At 65.7% G+C, this 15869-nt stretch carries 14 protein-coding genes and 1 pseudogene; 8 read left to right on the top strand and 7 right to left on the bottom strand.

Annotation, left to right across the window (positions count from 1 at the left end):
* Window positions 1–375 precede the first annotated feature (375 nt).
* The gene (locus WI26_RS09980) at window positions 376–1266 is read left to right on the top strand and encodes an amino acid ABC transporter substrate-binding protein (protein ID WP_069226395.1); all 891 of its coding nucleotides are present in this window, start codon (window positions 376–378) and stop codon (window positions 1264–1266) included.
* Window positions 1267–1574: 308 nt separating this feature from the next.
* On the opposite strand, the gene WI26_RS09975 is transcribed toward WI26_RS09980, so the two are convergent.
* Together WI26_RS09975 and WI26_RS09970 are read right to left on the bottom strand one after the other, a co-directional pair.
* Complete coding sequence (locus WI26_RS09975; RefSeq protein ID WP_059593428.1) at window positions 1575–3197, bottom strand: NAD(P)/FAD-dependent oxidoreductase; 1623 nt, start codon at window positions 3195–3197, stop codon at window positions 1575–1577.
* Window positions 3198–3307: 110 nt separating this feature from the next.
* Window positions 3308–4111 (bottom strand): inositol monophosphatase family protein, encoded by an 804-nt coding sequence (locus tag WI26_RS09970; RefSeq protein WP_069225856.1) that lies wholly within the window; start codon window positions 4109–4111, stop codon window positions 3308–3310.
* A gap of 279 nt (window positions 4112–4390) precedes the next feature.
* Between WI26_RS09970 and WI26_RS09965 the strand changes: the two genes are divergently transcribed.
* Window positions 4391–5212 (top strand): RNA methyltransferase, encoded by an 822-nt coding sequence (locus WI26_RS09965; RefSeq protein WP_069225855.1) that lies wholly within the window; start codon window positions 4391–4393, stop codon window positions 5210–5212.
* A 314-nt stretch (window positions 5213–5526) separates the two neighbouring features.
* Window positions 5527–6300, top strand: coding sequence for a serine O-acetyltransferase (gene cysE, locus WI26_RS09960; RefSeq protein WP_059535780.1), 774 nt, complete (start codon window positions 5527–5529; stop codon window positions 6298–6300).
* A gap of 39 nt (window positions 6301–6339) precedes the next feature.
* Here cysE and WI26_RS09955 read toward each other — a convergent pair whose 3' ends face one another.
* The 4 genes from WI26_RS09955 to WI26_RS09940 all read right to left on the bottom strand — a co-directional run bounded on the left by WI26_RS09955 (window position 6340) and on the right by WI26_RS09940 (window position 9085).
* Window positions 6340–7140 carry a UDP-2,3-diacylglucosamine diphosphatase gene (locus WI26_RS09955; RefSeq protein WP_069225854.1) on the bottom strand — a complete coding sequence of 267 codons (801 nt, stop codon included), beginning with the start codon at window positions 7138–7140 and terminating at the stop codon, window positions 6340–6342.
* Window positions 7141–7167: 27 nt separating this feature from the next.
* A complete protein-coding gene (locus WI26_RS09950) occupies window positions 7168–7659 on the bottom strand; it encodes a peptidylprolyl isomerase (protein ID WP_059450417.1) in 492 nt (163 codons plus the stop codon).
* 88 nt (window positions 7660–7747) lie between these two features.
* Window positions 7748–8323: a peptidylprolyl isomerase gene (locus WI26_RS09945; protein WP_059450416.1), complete on the bottom strand. Its 576-nt coding sequence runs from the start codon at window positions 8321–8323 to the stop codon at window positions 7748–7750.
* Window positions 8324–8362: 39 nt separating this feature from the next.
* Window positions 8363–9085, bottom strand: a complete 723-nt coding sequence (locus WI26_RS09940) for a tetratricopeptide repeat protein (protein WP_059450415.1) — start codon at window positions 9083–9085, stop codon at window positions 8363–8365.
* A gap of 234 nt (window positions 9086–9319) precedes the next feature.
* Here WI26_RS09940 and cysS point away from each other — a divergent pair, with 234 nt between their 5' ends.
* The 4 genes from cysS to tilS all read left to right on the top strand — a co-directional run bounded on the left by cysS (window position 9320) and on the right by tilS (window position 14166).
* Window positions 9320–10717, top strand: coding sequence for a cysteine--tRNA ligase (gene cysS / locus WI26_RS09935; RefSeq protein WP_059464157.1), 1398 nt, complete (start codon window positions 9320–9322; stop codon window positions 10715–10717).
* A 43-nt stretch (window positions 10718–10760) separates the two neighbouring features.
* Window positions 10761–11630 (top strand): DNA-3-methyladenine glycosylase family protein, encoded by an 870-nt coding sequence (locus WI26_RS09930; protein ID WP_069225853.1) that lies wholly within the window; start codon window positions 10761–10763, stop codon window positions 11628–11630.
* 99 nt (window positions 11631–11729) lie between these two features.
* On the top strand, window positions 11730–12701 hold the full coding sequence (locus tag WI26_RS09925) for an acetyl-CoA carboxylase carboxyltransferase subunit alpha (protein WP_006478433.1): 972 nt from the start codon (window positions 11730–11732) through the stop codon (window positions 12699–12701).
* Window positions 12702–12744: 43 nt separating this feature from the next.
* Window positions 12745–14166 carry a tRNA lysidine(34) synthetase TilS gene (gene tilS / locus WI26_RS09920; protein ID WP_069225852.1) on the top strand — a complete coding sequence of 474 codons (1422 nt, stop codon included), beginning with the start codon at window positions 12745–12747 and terminating at the stop codon, window positions 14164–14166.
* A 122-nt stretch (window positions 14167–14288) separates the two neighbouring features.
* On the opposite strand, the pseudogene WI26_RS33395 reads toward tilS, so the two are convergent.
* Window positions 14289–14526, bottom strand: a pseudogene (locus WI26_RS33395) (hypothetical protein); the annotation flags it as partial.
* On the opposite strand from WI26_RS33395, the gene WI26_RS09915 reads away from it, so the two are divergent.
* Window positions 14509–15762 (top strand): aspartate kinase, encoded by a 1254-nt coding sequence (locus WI26_RS09915; protein WP_040144529.1) that lies wholly within the window; start codon window positions 14509–14511, stop codon window positions 15760–15762. The pseudogene WI26_RS33395 and the gene WI26_RS09915 overlap by 18 nt on opposite strands.
* Window positions 15763–15869 lie beyond the last annotated feature (107 nt).

Here is a 15869-nt window from a genome sequence, read left to right as displayed (position 1 = left end):
CCAGTAGATCGCGCGATACGACTCTGTATCGCGCGGCACTTCAGGCTCCAGCGGCCTGGGCGTCGGGTGGTCTCAGGGGGCAGCGGCGGTGCTTGTCTTGCCGACATGACGCTTGGGGATCGGCCGAGGCGGGCGGCATGTCGGTGCCGCATCTCAACACGGTTTGCTGCGTGGAGCTGAAACGCGGCCCCCACACTCGTTCCGAGACGGCTGCGCCGTTGACCTGAATCAAGCTGGAGTGATCGGCTCCGCTTAAAGTAAATTCACGTCGGAATTGATGGGCGCATGGCAAACGATACGACGTGCGGTCCGCTACCGACGGAGACGGCTCGGCAAATCGAGCTTCTGCAGCGTAAACGTCGTGAAAGAGGCATCATGAGATCCTCATCCGTTGTCATGCTCGCCGCATTATTCGCAGCGTATGCCGCGTCGATGGCTGCCAATGCGCAGACGTTAGACAAAATCTCCCGGTCGAATCAAATCGTAGTTTCGTACAGGGAAGCCGCCGTGCCGTTCAGCTATCTGCTGACGCCGCATAAAGCCGTCGGCTTTTCAATGGACATAACGGAAGCAATCGTAGACGACGTTCGCAACGCACTTCGCAGACCGGATCTGAAGGTCGCCTACGTGCCGGTTACCGGTCAAAATCGAATTCCGCTGCTTGTCAACGGCACCTACGATCTGGAGTGCGGGTCGACGACAAACACGTCGGCGCGAGGCAAGGACGTCGCGTTCTCGATCAATTACTTTTATGCCGGTACGCGGCTGATGGCAAAACGGGCGTCGCGCATTGTCGACTATGCCGACCTCGCGCACAAGGCCGTCGTGACGGTCGGCGGGAGTACGAATGAAAAAACGCTGCGACGCCAACTCGAAACGCAGCACATCGATACCGAAATCGTGCTGACAAAGGACTACGCCGACGCGCTGAAAATTGTCGCTGACGACAAAGCGGCGGCGCTCGCCCTCGATGATGTTCTGCTTTACGGGCTCAGGGCCAACGCGGACGACCCGAGTACGTGGGTCGTGACCGGAGACGCGCTGCAAGTGGAGCCGTACGCATGTATGGTGCGCAAAGACGATTCGGCGTTCAAGCGGCTCGTCGATGGCACGCTCGCTCGACTTATGAAAAGTGGCGAATTCACTCGCCTGTACGCAAAGTGGTTTGAATCACCGATTCCGCCACGCGGCGCGAATCTCGACATGCCGATGAGCGCGGCGCTAAAGGGAAATCTGGTCACGCGCAGCGATCGGCCTGCGCAGTGATGATCCATTGGTTCGGCACCGGTCTTGGCGTGGCGTTGTGCGCCAGGACTTGTCGGATCATGCCGGACAACAATGAGATACCCGCCTGCGAAAGCCGGGCGCCGATCGCGCGAGCGATCGTCAAACGTTGTCCACGCGCCATCAACGCGGTGTCATGCCGGTGACCCGTGCAAATGCTCTTGCGAAGCGGCTCTCCGATCGGAGATCGTCGGCTCAATGCGACGATTCACGTCCGCCCCGGGCAAACATTGAAAATGCCGGCTTCACCCGGCGCACGGATGTTCGTGCGCCGGGCCTGTCCGGCAATATCAGGACGCGTGCCGAGACATCAGGTCGAGCGCGACCGCCTGCGCGACTTCGATACCGTCGATCGCTGCCGAATAGATGCCGCCCGCATACCCGGCGCCTTCGCCGGCCGGATACAGCCCTTCGACGTTCACGCTTTGGTAATCGTCCTTGCGCCGGATGCGGATCGGTGACGACGTGCGCGTCTCCACGCCGGTGAGCACCGCATCGTGCATCGCGAAGCCGGCGATCTTCTTGTCGATCTGCGGCAGCGCTTCACGAATGGCTTCGATCACGTAGTCGGGCAGCGCGGTGCTGAGATCGGTCGGGCGCACGCCCGGCTTGTACGAGGGCACCACGGAGCCGAGCGACGTCGACGGCCGGCCCGCGATGAAATCGCCGACCAGCTGGCCAGGCGCGCTGTAATCGCCGCCGCCCAGTTCGAACGCGCGTTCCTCCCATTTGCGCTGGAACGCGATGCCTGCCAGCGGACCGCCGGGATAGTCTTCCGGCGTGATGCCGACGACGATCCCCGCATTCGCATTGCGCTCGGCGCGCGAATACTGGCTCATCCCGTTGGTGACCACGCGGCCCGGCTCGGAAGTCGCCGCGACCACCGTGCCGCCGGGGCACATGCAGAAGCTGTAGACCGCGCGTCCGTTGCTGCAGTGGTGAACCACCTTGTAGTCGGCCGCGCCGAGTTGCTTGTGGCCTGCGAACTTGCCGAAGCGGCTGCGATCGATCACTCCCTGCGGATGTTCGATCCGAAAACCCAGCGAGAACGGCTTCGCTTCGACATACACGCCGCGATCGTGCAGCATCTGGAACGTGTCGCGCGCGCTGTGGCCCACGGCCAGCACGACGTGGTCGCAGCGCAGCGTTTCGCCGTTCGACAGCTTCAGCGAACGCACCTTGCCCTGGTCGATTTCGATGTCCTCGACCCGCGTTTCGAACCGCACTTCGCCGCCGAGTTCGTGGATGGTCGCGCGCATCTTTTCCACCATGCTGACGAGGCGGAACGTGCCGATGTGCGGCCGGCTCAGGTACAGGATGTCTTCCGGCGCGCCGGCCTTGACGAATTCGTCGAGCACCTTGCGGCCGTAGTGGTGGGGATCCTTGATCTGGCTATACAGCTTGCCATCGGAGAACGTCCCCGCGCCGCCCTCGCCGAACTGCACGTTCGACTCGGGATTGAGCACGCTCTTGCGCCACAGGCCGAAGGTGTCCTTGGTGCGCTCGCGAACGGCCTTGCCGCGTTCGAGGATGATCGGCCGAAAGCCCATTTGCGCGAGGATCAGCCCGGCGAAGAGGCCGCACGGACCCATGCCGATGACGACCGGGCGCAGAAAGTTGGCGTGCTCGGGCGCCTTCGTGACGAAGTGGTACGTCATGTCGGGCGTCACGCCGCAATGCGGCGTGACGGCGAGTCGCGGAAGCACGGCCGCTTCGTCCTTGACTTCAACGTCGACGATATACGTGAGCTTGATGTCGGCGCGCTTGCGCGCATCGTGCGCACGGCGGAACACCGTGTAACGGAGAAGCCCGTCTGCGGGCACGCCGAGCTCCGCGAGGCGCGCACGGATCGCGGCTTCGAGAGCACTCTCGGGGTGATCGAGCGGGAGTTTGAGTTCGCTGAGCCGTAACATGAGTATTCGGATACGGTCGCCACGAAGTCGCGGCGGTGTTGAAACGGGTGGAGGCAACGGGCTGGCGGCAAGGTGCTGCGCCAGCCGCGCCGCGCGGGCGCGGCCCGGATTTACTCCGCTGCCGGATGCATGCGGCTGTAGCGGTTCAGGATCGGGATCATCTGCGCGTAGATCTTCGGGTTCGCCGCGACGATCTCGTGACGATGCAGGAAGTCGGCGTCGCCCGTGTAGTTGCCCACGAGGCCGCCGGCTTCGGTGATCAGCAGGCTGCCCGCCGCCATGTCCCACACGTTGATGCCTTGCTCGAAGAACGCGTCGAGGCGGCCGGCCGCGACGTTCGCGAGATCGAGCGCGGCCGCGCCCGGACGGCGCAGCCCCGTGCAGGCCTGCGTCATTTCGGTGAACAGGCGTGCATATGCGTCGAGGCCGTCCTTCTCCCGGAACGGGAAGCCGGTGCCGACCAGCGCGTCCGCCAGGCGGTCGCGGCGGCCGACGCGGATGCGACGGTCGTTCAGGTACGCGCCGCGGCCGCGGGTGGCCGTAAACAGATCGTTCTTGTTCGGATCGTAGACGACGGCCTGCGTGACGATGCCCTTGTGCTCGAGCGCGATCGACACGCAGTAGTACGGGAAGCCGTGGATGAAGTTGGTCGTGCCGTCGAGCGGATCGATGATCCACTTGAATTCGGATTCGTTCTCGGATTCGCCCGATTCCTCCGCGAGGATCGCGTGGTCAGGGTAGGCGGTCTTCAGCGTCTCGATGATCGCCTCTTCGGCGGCCTTGTCCACTTCGGTGACGAAGTCGTTCTGCTGCTTCTTGCGGATCTCGATCAGGTCGAGGTCGAGGGACGCACGGTTGATGATCTGTCCGGCGCGGCGCGCAGCCTTGACAGCGATGTTGAGCATGGGATGCATGAGCCTGGATCCTGTAGCCGGCGGCACGGGCCGCCACGAAGTGGAACACACCGCCCGGAACGGCGCAAACGTGCCGGGCGAAATGAGACGCGAATTGACAAAGAGCAGGGTACGACCCGCGCCGCACGGAATGCGACACGTAAACGCATGATTTTACCCGATTTTCGAGAGTTTCAGGTGACCGGAATGCGGGGAAACCCCACTGGCCGTCCGGACGAGTGGGTTTGCCGGGGCGATGGCGATACCATACTGCCATTCTGATGAACCGAGTCGTATGTAGTGGAAACCCCGCAGAACCCCGCCGCGCCGTTGGAATCGGGCGCGGCCTCGTCCCCGCCGCCGTCCGGCGGCTTCACGTCCACCCGTTTCGTGCTCGTCGAGCCGAGCCATCCCGGCAATGTCGGGGCGGCCGCTCGCGCGCTGAAGACAATGGGTTTCTCCAGACTCGTGCTGGTCGCGCCGCGCGTGCCGCACGTGCAGAGCGACCCCGAGGCGATCGCGATGGCGAGCGGCGCGGATGACGTCCTCGCGTCCGCGCATGTCGTGCCCACCCTCGGCGACGCGCTGTCCGGCGTTCACTGGTCGATCGCGCTGACTGCCCGCGCGCGCGAATACGGGCCGCCGCGCCTCGCGCCGCGCGCGGCCGCCGAGCAGGCGCGCACGCAGGTCGGCACCGGCGACATCGCGCTCGTGTTCGGCAACGAACGCACGGGCCTCGCGAACGAGCACGTCGAACAGTGCAGCGCGCTCGCGCACATCCCGGCGAATCCGGCCTACAGTTCGCTGAACCTTGCGCAGGCCGTGCAGGTGCTCGCGTATGAACTGCGCGTCGCACTCCTGGAGCAGGGAGAGCCGTCGCAGCAGGCGCAGGCCGAAACCGGCATGCTCGCGCAGAGCGACGAGATCGAGCGGATGTACGTGCATCTCGAGAACGCGCTGATCGCACTCGATTTTCTCGATCCGCGCAACCCGAAGAAGCTGATGCCGCGGCTGCGGCGCCTGTTCGCACGCACCGGTCTCGAGCGCGAGGAAGTCAACATCCTGCGCGGCATCGCGAAGCACATCCTGCTGAAGTCCGGCGCGCCCGACGGCGACGCGTAAGCAGGTTCGGCACGCCGGCTGCCGGCAGCTTGCGCGCTGGGCGGCGGCTTTCCCGCCCGCGAACGCCGCATTGCATCGGCAGCTCGATATCGGTGGGCCGGTTCGCGCCGGTCCACCGGATGCCCTCGCCGATCCGCCGCGACGGACGTTGCGCACGAATACCCGTGCCGCCGGCGGGGTGAACGCGCGGCGCCGTGCGGCCGCGCGCCAGTGGCCCTACAATCGCCGGAACTCATAAGCAAATTACCCGGTGCGATAACGGCCGGCCATTGCCGGCGGGGCGCGCCGGCCTTTTCTCGAGCCCAGACCAGATCATGTTCACTAGACTGCGCGAAGACGTTGCGACGATTCGCGAGCGGGACCCCGCCGCTCGCAGTGCCTGGGAAGTGCTGACCTGTTATCCGGGGCTGCACGCGCTCGTGCTGCATCGTTTCGCGCACGCGTGCTGGCGCGCGAAACGCTACTGGCTCGCACGCTTCGCGTCGCAGGCCGGGCGTTTCCTGACGGGTATCGAGATTCACCCGGGCGCGACGATCGGGCGGCGCGTGTTCATCGATCACGGGATGGGTGTCGTGATCGGCGAAACCGCGATCGTCGGCGACGACTGCACGATCTATCAGGGCGTAACGCTCGGCGGCACGTCCCTCACGCGCGGCGCGAAGCGCCATCCGACGCTCGAGGCCGGCGTGATCGTCGGCGCGGGCGCGAAGGTGCTCGGCGGTTTCACGGTCGGGGCGGGCGCGAAGATCGGTTCGAACGCGGTCGTCGTGAAGCCGGTGCCGGCAGGTGGCACAGCGGTGGGCAACCCGGCGCGCATCGTGATGCCGGCGCAATCGAAGCCGCAGCCCGAGCGTGCCGCGTTCTGCGCGTACGGGATCACGCCGAACGCGGACGACCCGATGTCGCTCGCGATTCATGGCCTGATCGACCACGCGGCGAAGGAAAGCCGGCGCGTGGACGAGATCGTCGCGGCGCTCGAGCAACTCGGCACGCATCTGGAAACGCTGCAGGGCGCGGACGCGGCGCGTCTCGACCTGCGCAGGCTGTCGGCGGTGCTGGAAGGCAAGGCGCTCGAGCGCCAGTCGTAACGCGGCGCATGCCGGCGGCTGCCGGCAGCGCCGATCGTGTCAGTCGAGCGGCATCGCGTGGATGCCTTCGGCGTCGACGCGCAGATAGCCGCCGCGCGGCACGCCATGGTCGAGATCCCAGTCGGGCAGTACCCAGCGAATCCCGCCCGGTTCGACGTGGCGCGCGGGGCGATGCGTGTGGCCGTGAATGATTACGCTCGCACGGCTCTTCCGGAACAGCGCGGCGACGCCTTCACGCGTGACATCGTAGATCGCCGTGGCGGGGCGCATGCGGCCCGCTTCGCTGTTCGAGCGCATCCGTTGCGCGAGCGTGCGGCGCCAGCGGAACGGCCACGCGAGAAACAACGCCTGCGCGATGCCGTTGCGGGCGAACCGCCGAAACATCTGGTAGCCGCGATCGGCCGTGCATTGCGCGTCGCCGTGCGCGAGCACGATGCGCTGGCCGAACGACGTGATCAACGCCGGGTCGGGCAGCAGCATTGCACCGGCCGCCTTCATGAAGCGCCGGCCGAGCAGGAAATCGCGATTGCCGTGCATCACGTAGAGCGCGATCCCGCGTTCCGAGAACGTATGCATCAGCGCGGCCATGCGCGCCGCGAACGGATCGTGGTCGAGCACGTCGTCGCCGATCCAGTATTCGAACAGGTCGCCGAGGATGAACACCGAGTCGGCGCTGTCGGCCGTATATTTCACGAAATGCTCGAACGCGGCGACCGTCTTCGGAATTGCCTCGCTCAAGTGCAGATCGGAGAGAAACAGGAACGGGCGTGCGGCTTGCGCGTATTCGCGCTCGCCCGGCACGCCCGCGGAGACGCTTCGCGGCGGACTCTCCTGCAACATCGAAGTGCCTCCGTAACGGACTATGCGTCAGACCACCACGGCCTTTTCGATCACGACGTCGTCGGTCGGGACGTCCTGGTGGAAGCCCGCGTTGCCCGTCTTGACACCCTTGATCTTGTCGACCACGTCCTGGCCTTCGACGACCTTGCCGAACACGGCGTAACCCCAGCCCTGCGGCGTCGGCGACGAGTGGTTCAGGAAGTCGTTGTCGTTCACGTTGATGAAGAACTGGGCGGTCGCCGAGTGCGGGTCGTTCGTGCGCGCCATCGCGATCGTGTACGTGTCGTTCTTCAGGCCGTTGTTCGCTTCGTTGTCGATCGGCGCGTCGGTCGGCTTCTGCTTCAGGCCCGGCTCGAAGCCGCCGCCTTGAATCATGAAGCCGTTGATCACGCGGTGGAACACCGTGCCGTCATAGTGGCCCTTCTTCACGTAGTTGAGGAAGTTCTCGACCGTCTTCGGCGCCTTGGCGGCGTCCAGCTCGAGCTTGATGACGCCGTGGTTCGTGTGCAGTTCAACCATGATGAATTCCTTCGGTAAGGCGGTTTAAATGGCACGCGGCCGGTCGTGCGACGCGGCCGCGTGTGTCGCCGGACATGCCGGCAGGTGCTTATTTCGAGACGATGCTGGCCGATTCGATCACGACCGGCTGGGCCGGCACGTCCTGCATCGGGCCGCGCGAGGTCGTCGCCACGCCTTCGATCTTCTTCACGACGTCGAGGCCCGACACGACCTTGCCGAACACCGCATAGCCGTTGCCGTCCGGGTTCGGGTAGTCGAGGCCGCTGTTGTCCACCGTGTTGATGAAGAACTGCGCGGTGGCCGAATTTGGATCGCTGGTACGCGCCATCGCGATCGTGCCCGTCAGGTTCTTCAGACCATTGCGGCTTTCCAGCGGGATCGGCGCGCGGGTCGGCTTCTCCTCGAAGTTGGTCTTGTAGCCGCCGCCCTGGATCATGAAGCCCTTGATCACGCGATGGAAGATCGTGCCGTTGTACTGGCCGGCCTTCACGTAATCGAGGAAGTTGGCGACCGTCTTCGGGGCCTTCTCCGGATAGAGCTCGACGCGGATGTCGCCTTGCGAGGTCTTCAGCTGCACGACGGGGTGCGCGGTGGCCGATTGCGCGAACGCGGGCGCGGTCGCGAGAAGGGCGGCGCCGCCAAGCGCCAGCAACAGACGTTTCATTGCGATCCTCAGATTGGGAGGGAAGGAAGGTTGCGCCGCTTACTGCGACGGCGCGACGTACGGCGCTGTCAGCGCACCGGACGGACCGTTGAACTGGAACGTCGGCGACATCGGCAGCGTGGTGGTGCTCACGTTAGCGGCGGCGCGATCGGTGTACGCGCGCGTGGCCGGCGTGACGGCGCGTGCGTTTGCAGCCGCCTTCGGCGGCGACACGATCTTCTGCAGGTCGGCGAGGCGCTGCGCGGTTGCGCCGCTCGTGCGGCCGAGCGATTGCGCGCGCTTGTACGACTCGGCCGCGAGACGCAGATAAAGATCGCCGAGGTTCTCGTACGCGAGCGAGTAGCTCGGGTTCGATTGCGTCGCGGTGACGAGCGCGCTGCGCGCTTCGTCGTAGCGGCCGTGCTTCGCGTAGAGCGCAGCGAGGTTGTTGTACGGTTCGGGCAGTTCGGGGTAGGCCTGCGTGATCGCGACGAACTGCTGGATGGCGTCGTCGTCGCGGTTCAGGCGGGCGAGCACGGTGCCGCGCTTGAACTGCGCCTGCACGTCGTGCGGATTCGCCGCGATGCGCGCGTCGAGTTGCGCGAGCGCCTGTTTCCACTGCTTGCCGGCGATCGACGCGTCGATTTCGGGCGTGCCGTCGGCGGTGGCCGGGGCCTTTTGCGCGTATGCCGCGGGGGCCGCGAAAAGCGTCAGAGCGACGCCCATGACGGCGGTCGCAACGAGGGTCGCAGCGCTCGGCGCGCGGCCGCGATGAGGTTTCATAGGCGTAAATCGGAATGTTATACTCCGAGCCATTCTAACAAAACGTCTGCGCGTTCCGGCGAGCCGCAGACAGTCTTTCTTTGCCTCTCGTGGCCGTCACCGCTGTGCTTGCAGCCTGACCGCCCCATGTGATATCGAGGACGCGCGGCGGCGTGCCGCGGCAGGTGGTCCGTCCGTTTCGCATGCTGGGCGAGCTTCGCCAGGGCGGTTTCCTTCGGCTCACGGTTCATCTCTATGGAATCACTGCGCATCTACAACACGCTCGCGCGTGACAAGCAAGTTTTCGTGCCGCGCCAGTCAGGCGAAGTGCGGATGTACGTATGCGGGATCACCGTTTACGACTATTGTCACGTGGGCCACGCGCGCATGCTGGTCGTGTTCGACCTCGTCCAGCGCTGGCTGCGTGCGATCGGCTATCGGGTCACGTACGTGCGCAACATCACCGACATCGACGACAAGATCATCCGCCGTGCGGTCGAGAACGGCGAGACGATCAAGTCGCTGACCGACCGGTTCATCGGCGCGATGCACGAGGATGAAGCGGCGCTCGGCATCCAGCGGCCGGACATCGAGCCGCGCGCGACACAGTTCATTCCGCAGATGCTCGGGATGATCGAGCAACTGGAGACGAACGGCTACGCGTACCAGGCAACCGACGGCGACGTCAATTACTCGGTGCGCAAGTTCGCGAACTACGGGAAGCTGTCGGGCAAGTCGCTCGACGACCTGCGCGCGGGCGAGCGCGTCGCCGCGAACGATGCGAAGGAAGACCCGCTCGATTTCGTGCTGTGGAAGCGCGCGAAGGCGGACGATCCGGAAGGCGCGTCGTGGGCATCGAAGTACGGGATGGGCCGGCCGGGCTGGCACATCGAGTGCTCCGCGATGGGCTGCACGCTGCTGGGCGAGCATTTCGACATCCATGGCGGTGGCCAGGACCTGCAATTCCCGCACCACGAGAACGAGATCGCGCAGAGCGAAGGCGCGACCGGCCAGACGTTCGTCAATTACTGGATGCACAACGGCTTCGTGCAGGTCGACAACGAGAAGATGTCGAAATCGCTCGGCAACTTCTTCACGATCCGCGAAGTGCTCGAGCGCTACGACGCCGAGGTCATGCGCTTTTTCATCGTGCGCACGCACTACCGGTCGCCGCTCAACTACAGCGACGTGCATCTTGACGATGCGCGCGCGTCGCTCACGCGTCTGTATACGGCGCTGAAGGATGTCGAGCCCGACGCGCTCGCGCTCGACTGGAACGAGCCGCATGCGCGGCGTTTCGCGGCCGCGATGAACGACGACATCAACACGCCGGTCGCGGTGGCGACGCTGTTCGAGCTGGCGGGCGAAGTCAACCGCACGCGCGATGCAGCGCTCGCGCGGCAACTGAAACAGCTGGCGGGCCTGCTGGGCCTGCTTGGCCGCGAACCGCGCGCATTCCTGCAGCAGGGCGCCGGTGCCGCGCAGGCAGGCGGGCTCGCGGCCGACGAAATCGAAGCGAAGATCGCCGCGCGTGTCGCGGCGAAGCAAGCGAAGGACTATGCCGAAGCGGACCGGATTAGGGCGGAACTGCTCGACGCCGGTATCGCTCTTGAAGACAAACCGGGCGGATCGACCGAATGGCGTCGCGTATGAGCGCGGTGCGTTCCACTGACCGATCCGTCGGGTAGGAGGCAAGATGGCAACGGCCAGAAAAGCGCCGGTCAGGCGCGCGACCCCGCTCGCCGCGCGTCCGGCAGGCAAGCGTGCGCCGGCGGCGAAGGCGGACGCGACGCGCGCCGTGCCGAACGGCGCGCTCAACGGTCATGCGAAGCCCGCGCGCGGGAAGGGCGCGGACGCGACGCAGCCGGAGGTCGCGATGGCGGCCGCCGACGCGGCCCGCAAGGCGCGTGCAGCCGACGCGACAGTCGACGCCGCCGATGGCGCCGTGCGCCCCGCATATTGGGACAAGGCGTGCGCCGATCTCGTCAAGCGCGACCGCATCCTGAAGAAGCTGATCCCGAAGTTCGGCCCCGCACATCTCGTGAAGCGCGGCGACCCGTTCGTCACGCTCGCACGCTCGGTCGTCGGCCAGCAGATTTCGGTGCCGTCCGCGCAGGCGCTGTGGGCGCGCATCGAGGATGCGTGTCCGAAACTCGCACCGCAGCCGGTCATCCGGCTCGGGGCGGACAAGCTGATTGCGTGCGGACTGTCGAAGCGCAAGACGGAATATATTCTCGATCTCGCGCAACACTTCGTGTCCGGCGCGCTGCACGTCGACAAATGGACGTCGATGGACGACGAGGATGTGATCGCCGAACTCACGCAGATCCGCGGCATCAGTCGCTGGACGGCCGAGATGTTCCTGATCTTCAACCTGTCGCGGCCGGACGTGCTGCCGCTGGACGATCCCGGCCTGATCCGTGCGATCAGCGTCAATTACTTCAGCGGGGAGCCCGTCACGCGCAGCGAGGCGCGCGAAGTGGCCGCCAACTGGGAGCCGTGGCGTACCGTCGCGACCTGGTACATGTGGCGCAGCCTCGACACGCCGGACGCCGACGCCGATTGATGGCTATCGGGTTTTAAACATCAATAGTTGAGAGCCGGTTTTGCACGTCGCCCGCGCGGGTAGAATACGCGCTGCCGCAAGACCCAAGGATTCGAACACATGAAGACCACGTTTCTGGATTTCGAACAGCCGATCGCCGAACTCGAGGCCAAGATCGAAGAGCTGCGATTCGTGCAGGACGACTCGGCTGTCGATATTTCGGAAGAAATCGAGCGGCTGTCGAAGAAGAGCCAGCAACTGACGAAGGACCTCTACGCGAACCTGTCGCCGTGGCAGGTCTCGCAGATCGCGCGGCATCCGCAGCGTCCGTACACGCTCGACTACGTTGCGGAACTGTTTACCGATTTTCACGAGCTGCATGGCGACCGCGCATTCGCGGACGATCTTTCGATCGTCGGCGGTCTCGCGCGCTTCGGCGGCCATCCGTGCATGGTGATCGGCCATCAGAAGGGGCGCGACACGAAGGAACGCGCAGCGCGCAACTTCGGGATGCCGCGTCCGGAAGGCTATCGCAAGGCCGAACGCCTGATGCGTCTCGCCGAGAAGTTCGGGCTGCCGATCTTCACGTTTGTCGACACGCCGGGCGCGTACCCGGGCATCGGCGCGGAAGAGCGCGGCCAATCGGAGGCGATCGGCCGCAACCTGTACGTGATGGCCGAGCTGAAGACGCCGATCATCACGACCGTGATCGGCGAGGGCGGCTCGGGCGGCGCGCTCGCGATCGCCGTGGCCGACACCGTGATGATGCTGCAGTTCTCGACCTACTCGGTGATCTCGCCGGAAGGTTGTGCGTCGATTCTGTGGAAGAGCGCCGCGAAGGCGCCCGAGGCAGCCGAAGCGCTGGGCCTGACCGCGCATCGCCTGAAGGCGCTCGGCCTGATCGACAAGATCATCAACGAGCCGCTCGGCGGCGCGCACCGCGATCCGAAGGGCATGGCCGCGCTGCTGCGCCGTGCGCTCGCCGATTCGCTGCGTCAGTTCCAGGGCATGAGCATCGATGCGCTGCGCGAGCGCCGCTTCGAGCGCCTGATGGCCTACGGCAAGTTCAAGGAAACCACGCCCGGCGCATGACCGGCGTGTTCAAATCGCGCGCCGTCCGGCGCGCGTCTGTCTCGTGATCCCCTCGACCGAATTCTCCGCCGACCGCGCCGTTCTCGACGCGGTCGGCGTTGCGCTTGCCGATCTGCCGGCCGATGCGCGCATCGCGATCGCGTACAGCGGCGGGCTCGACTCGACCGTGCTGCTCGACGCGGCCATGCGCGAGGCGGGCCCCGCGCGCTGCGTCGCGCTGCACGTGCATCACGGCCTGAGCTCGAATGCCGATGCATGGGTCGCGCATGCGCAGGAGGCGGCCGGGCGACTCGGCGTCGCGTTCGAATCGGAGCGTGTCGACGTGCCGCGCGACAGCGGCCTCGGCGTCGAGGCGACCGCACGCGAGCGCCGCTATGCGGCGCTCGATGCGATGTGCGAACGTCATGGCGTGGCCGCGCTCTGGGTCGCGCAGCATGCGGACGACCAGGCGGAGACCGTGCTGCTGCAGTTGCTGCGCGGCGCGGGGATCGCGGGCCTGGCTGCGATGGCGCCGCGTTATCGCCCTGACGGCGCGAGCGTCGAACGCGTGCGCCCGCTGCTGCGATTGTTGCGCGCGCAACTTGAGCGCTATGCGGCGCAGCGCGAGCTGACTTGGATCGAAGACGAATCGAACGGCGACACGCGCTACGCGCGCAATGCGCTGCGTCTCGACGTGCTGCCGGCGCTCGCCGTGCATTTCCCGGGTTTTCGCGATGCGCTGGGCCGAGCGGCCCAGCATGCGGCCGCCGCGCAACGGCTGCTCGACGATCTCGCCGAACTGGATTTCGCCGGCGCCGCCCGCGACGACGGCCGCGCGCTGTCGCGCGATGCGCTGGTGGCGTTCGACGACACGCGCGGCGCGAACCTGCTGCGTTTCTGGATGCGTCGGCTGGGCCTGCCTAGCGCATCGTCCGGTCGGCTCGCGAACATGATGCGGCAACTGCGCGCCGCGCACGACGCGCATGCGCTGCGGGTCGATCACGCGGGGCAGTGTCTGCGGCTCTATCGCGACACCGTGTACTGGGAGGCGGGCGACAGCGCCGAGCCGGCCGACGATGGCACCGGAACGCCACATCCCGAATCCTCGCTTGCATGGGGCGGCCAGGAAGTCTGGCACGTACCGGCATGGCGCGGCACGTTCGTGTTCGCGCCCGTCGAAGCCGGCAGCGACGGCGCGGTGCCGGAGGCCCTGTTGCGAAGCGCGGTGCTCGCCGCGCGCGCGCGCTCGGGCGGCGAGCGGCTGCGTACGTCGCCCGGTGGTCCGGGCCGCACACTGAAGAACCTGTTCCAGGAGCGCGGCGTGCCGGCCTGGCAGCGCGACGTGCCGCTGCTGTACGCGGGGGACCGGCTCGTCTACGTGCCGCGGCTCGGCGTGAATCATGGCGACGGGCTTTCCGGCGACGGGCTGTCCGGCGACGGCGGGTGGCGCCGGATCGAATGGCGTCCCGACCTGCTGATCGCCTAGCGGCGGCACGCTTCCGGCCGCACGATCGCGCGCCGGTTTTCACCATTTGGTAAACAGCGCCGGAACGCTTGCCGAACCGGCGAGCGGCTTGTCAAGCGGGCCTCTATCGGGTACGCTCGGTCGTTTGCTCGGCTCGATTTTTGAGCGATTTGTGCAGGTTTTCCGCGTGACGTACCCGGTTTGCGCGGCCTGATCGGCCTTCCGGGCAAAATCCGTCACGCTTGCGTGTTGCGTCCCAGCCGTTCCCCTCGTCGTCCGTCCACAGCCACAAGCCGCGTGACCGAACGGCAACGCGGCCTGCCCAGCGCGCCCGTGCGGCTTCTCCTTCAGTTCAGAACGACAATGGCACTCATCGTACACAAATACGGCGGCACTTCGATGGGCTCGGTCGAGCGCATCAAGAACGTCGCGAAACGCGTCGCAAAATGGCATCAGGCCGGGCACCAGATGGTGGTCGTGCCGTCGGCGATGTCCGGCGAAACCAACCGTCTGCTCGGTCTCGCAAAAGAGATTTCGAGCCAGCCGAGCCCGCGTGAGCTCGACATGATCGCGTCGACCGGCGAGCAGGTCAGCGTCGGCCTGCTGTCGATCGCGCTGCAGGAAATCGGCGTCGAGGCCGTGAGCTATGCCGGCTGGCAAGTGCCGATCAAGACCGACAGCGCGTTCACGAAGGCGCGTATCCACTCGATCGACGACGAGCGCGTGAAAGCCGATCTGAACGCCGGCAAGGTCGTGATCATCACCGGTTTCCAGGGCGTCGATCCGGATGGCCACATCACGACGCTGGGCCGCGGCGGCTCGGACACGTCGGCAGTGGCGGTCGCGGCCGCGCTGGACGCGGAAGAGTGCCTGATCTACACGGACGTCGACGGCGTCTACACGACCGACCCGCGCGTGGTCGAAGAGGCGCGACGCCTCGATCGCGTGACGTTCGAGGAAATGCTGGAAATGGCCAGCCTCGGCTCGAAGGTCCTGCAGATCCGCTCGGTCGAATTCGCCGGCAAATACCAGGTGAAGACGCGTGTGTTGTCGAGCCTGACCGATCCGCTGATTGCGCTCGACGAAGAAATGCGCTCGGGCACCCTGATTACTTTTGAAGAAGACGAGACCATGGAAAAGGCAGTCATTTCCGGCATCGCGTTCCAGCGCGACGAAGCACGCATTGCGGTGATGGGTGTGCCCGACAAGCCGGGCATCGCGTATCAGATCCTCGGCCCGGTCGCCGACGCGAACGTCGACGTCGACATGATCATCCAGAACCAGAGCGTCGAAGGGAAGACGGATTTCACGTTCACGGTCGGTCGCGGCGACTACCAGAAGGCAATGGACATCCTCACCAACCAGGTGCAGGGCCATGTGAGCGCCGAGCGCGTGCAGGGCGACCCGAAGGTGTCGAAGGTGTCGGTCGTCGGCGTCGGCATGCGTTCGCACGTGGGCGTCGCGAGCAAGATGTTCCGCACGCTGTCGGAAGAGGGCATCAACATCCAGATGATCTCGACGTCCGAAATCAAGATTTCGGTGCTGATCGACGAGAAATACATGGAGCTGGCCGTCCGCGCGCTGCACAAGGCATTCGAACTCGACCAGGCAGCGTGAATTTTTTGTGATGCATTGAAGAAAATGCATCACGGAAATTGACGCACGGTTCGAAACCCTATATTATCTCGTTCTCGTCGCACTGCCTCCCTGGTGCGAGCGAAAGT

It is taken from the genome of Burkholderia diffusa, from assembly GCF_001718315.1.
GTDB lineage: Bacteria > Pseudomonadota > Gammaproteobacteria > Burkholderiales > Burkholderiaceae > Burkholderia > Burkholderia diffusa_B.
Note: the sequence above shows the minus strand (reverse complement) of the source record. Positions and strands in the feature narration are given on the sequence as shown.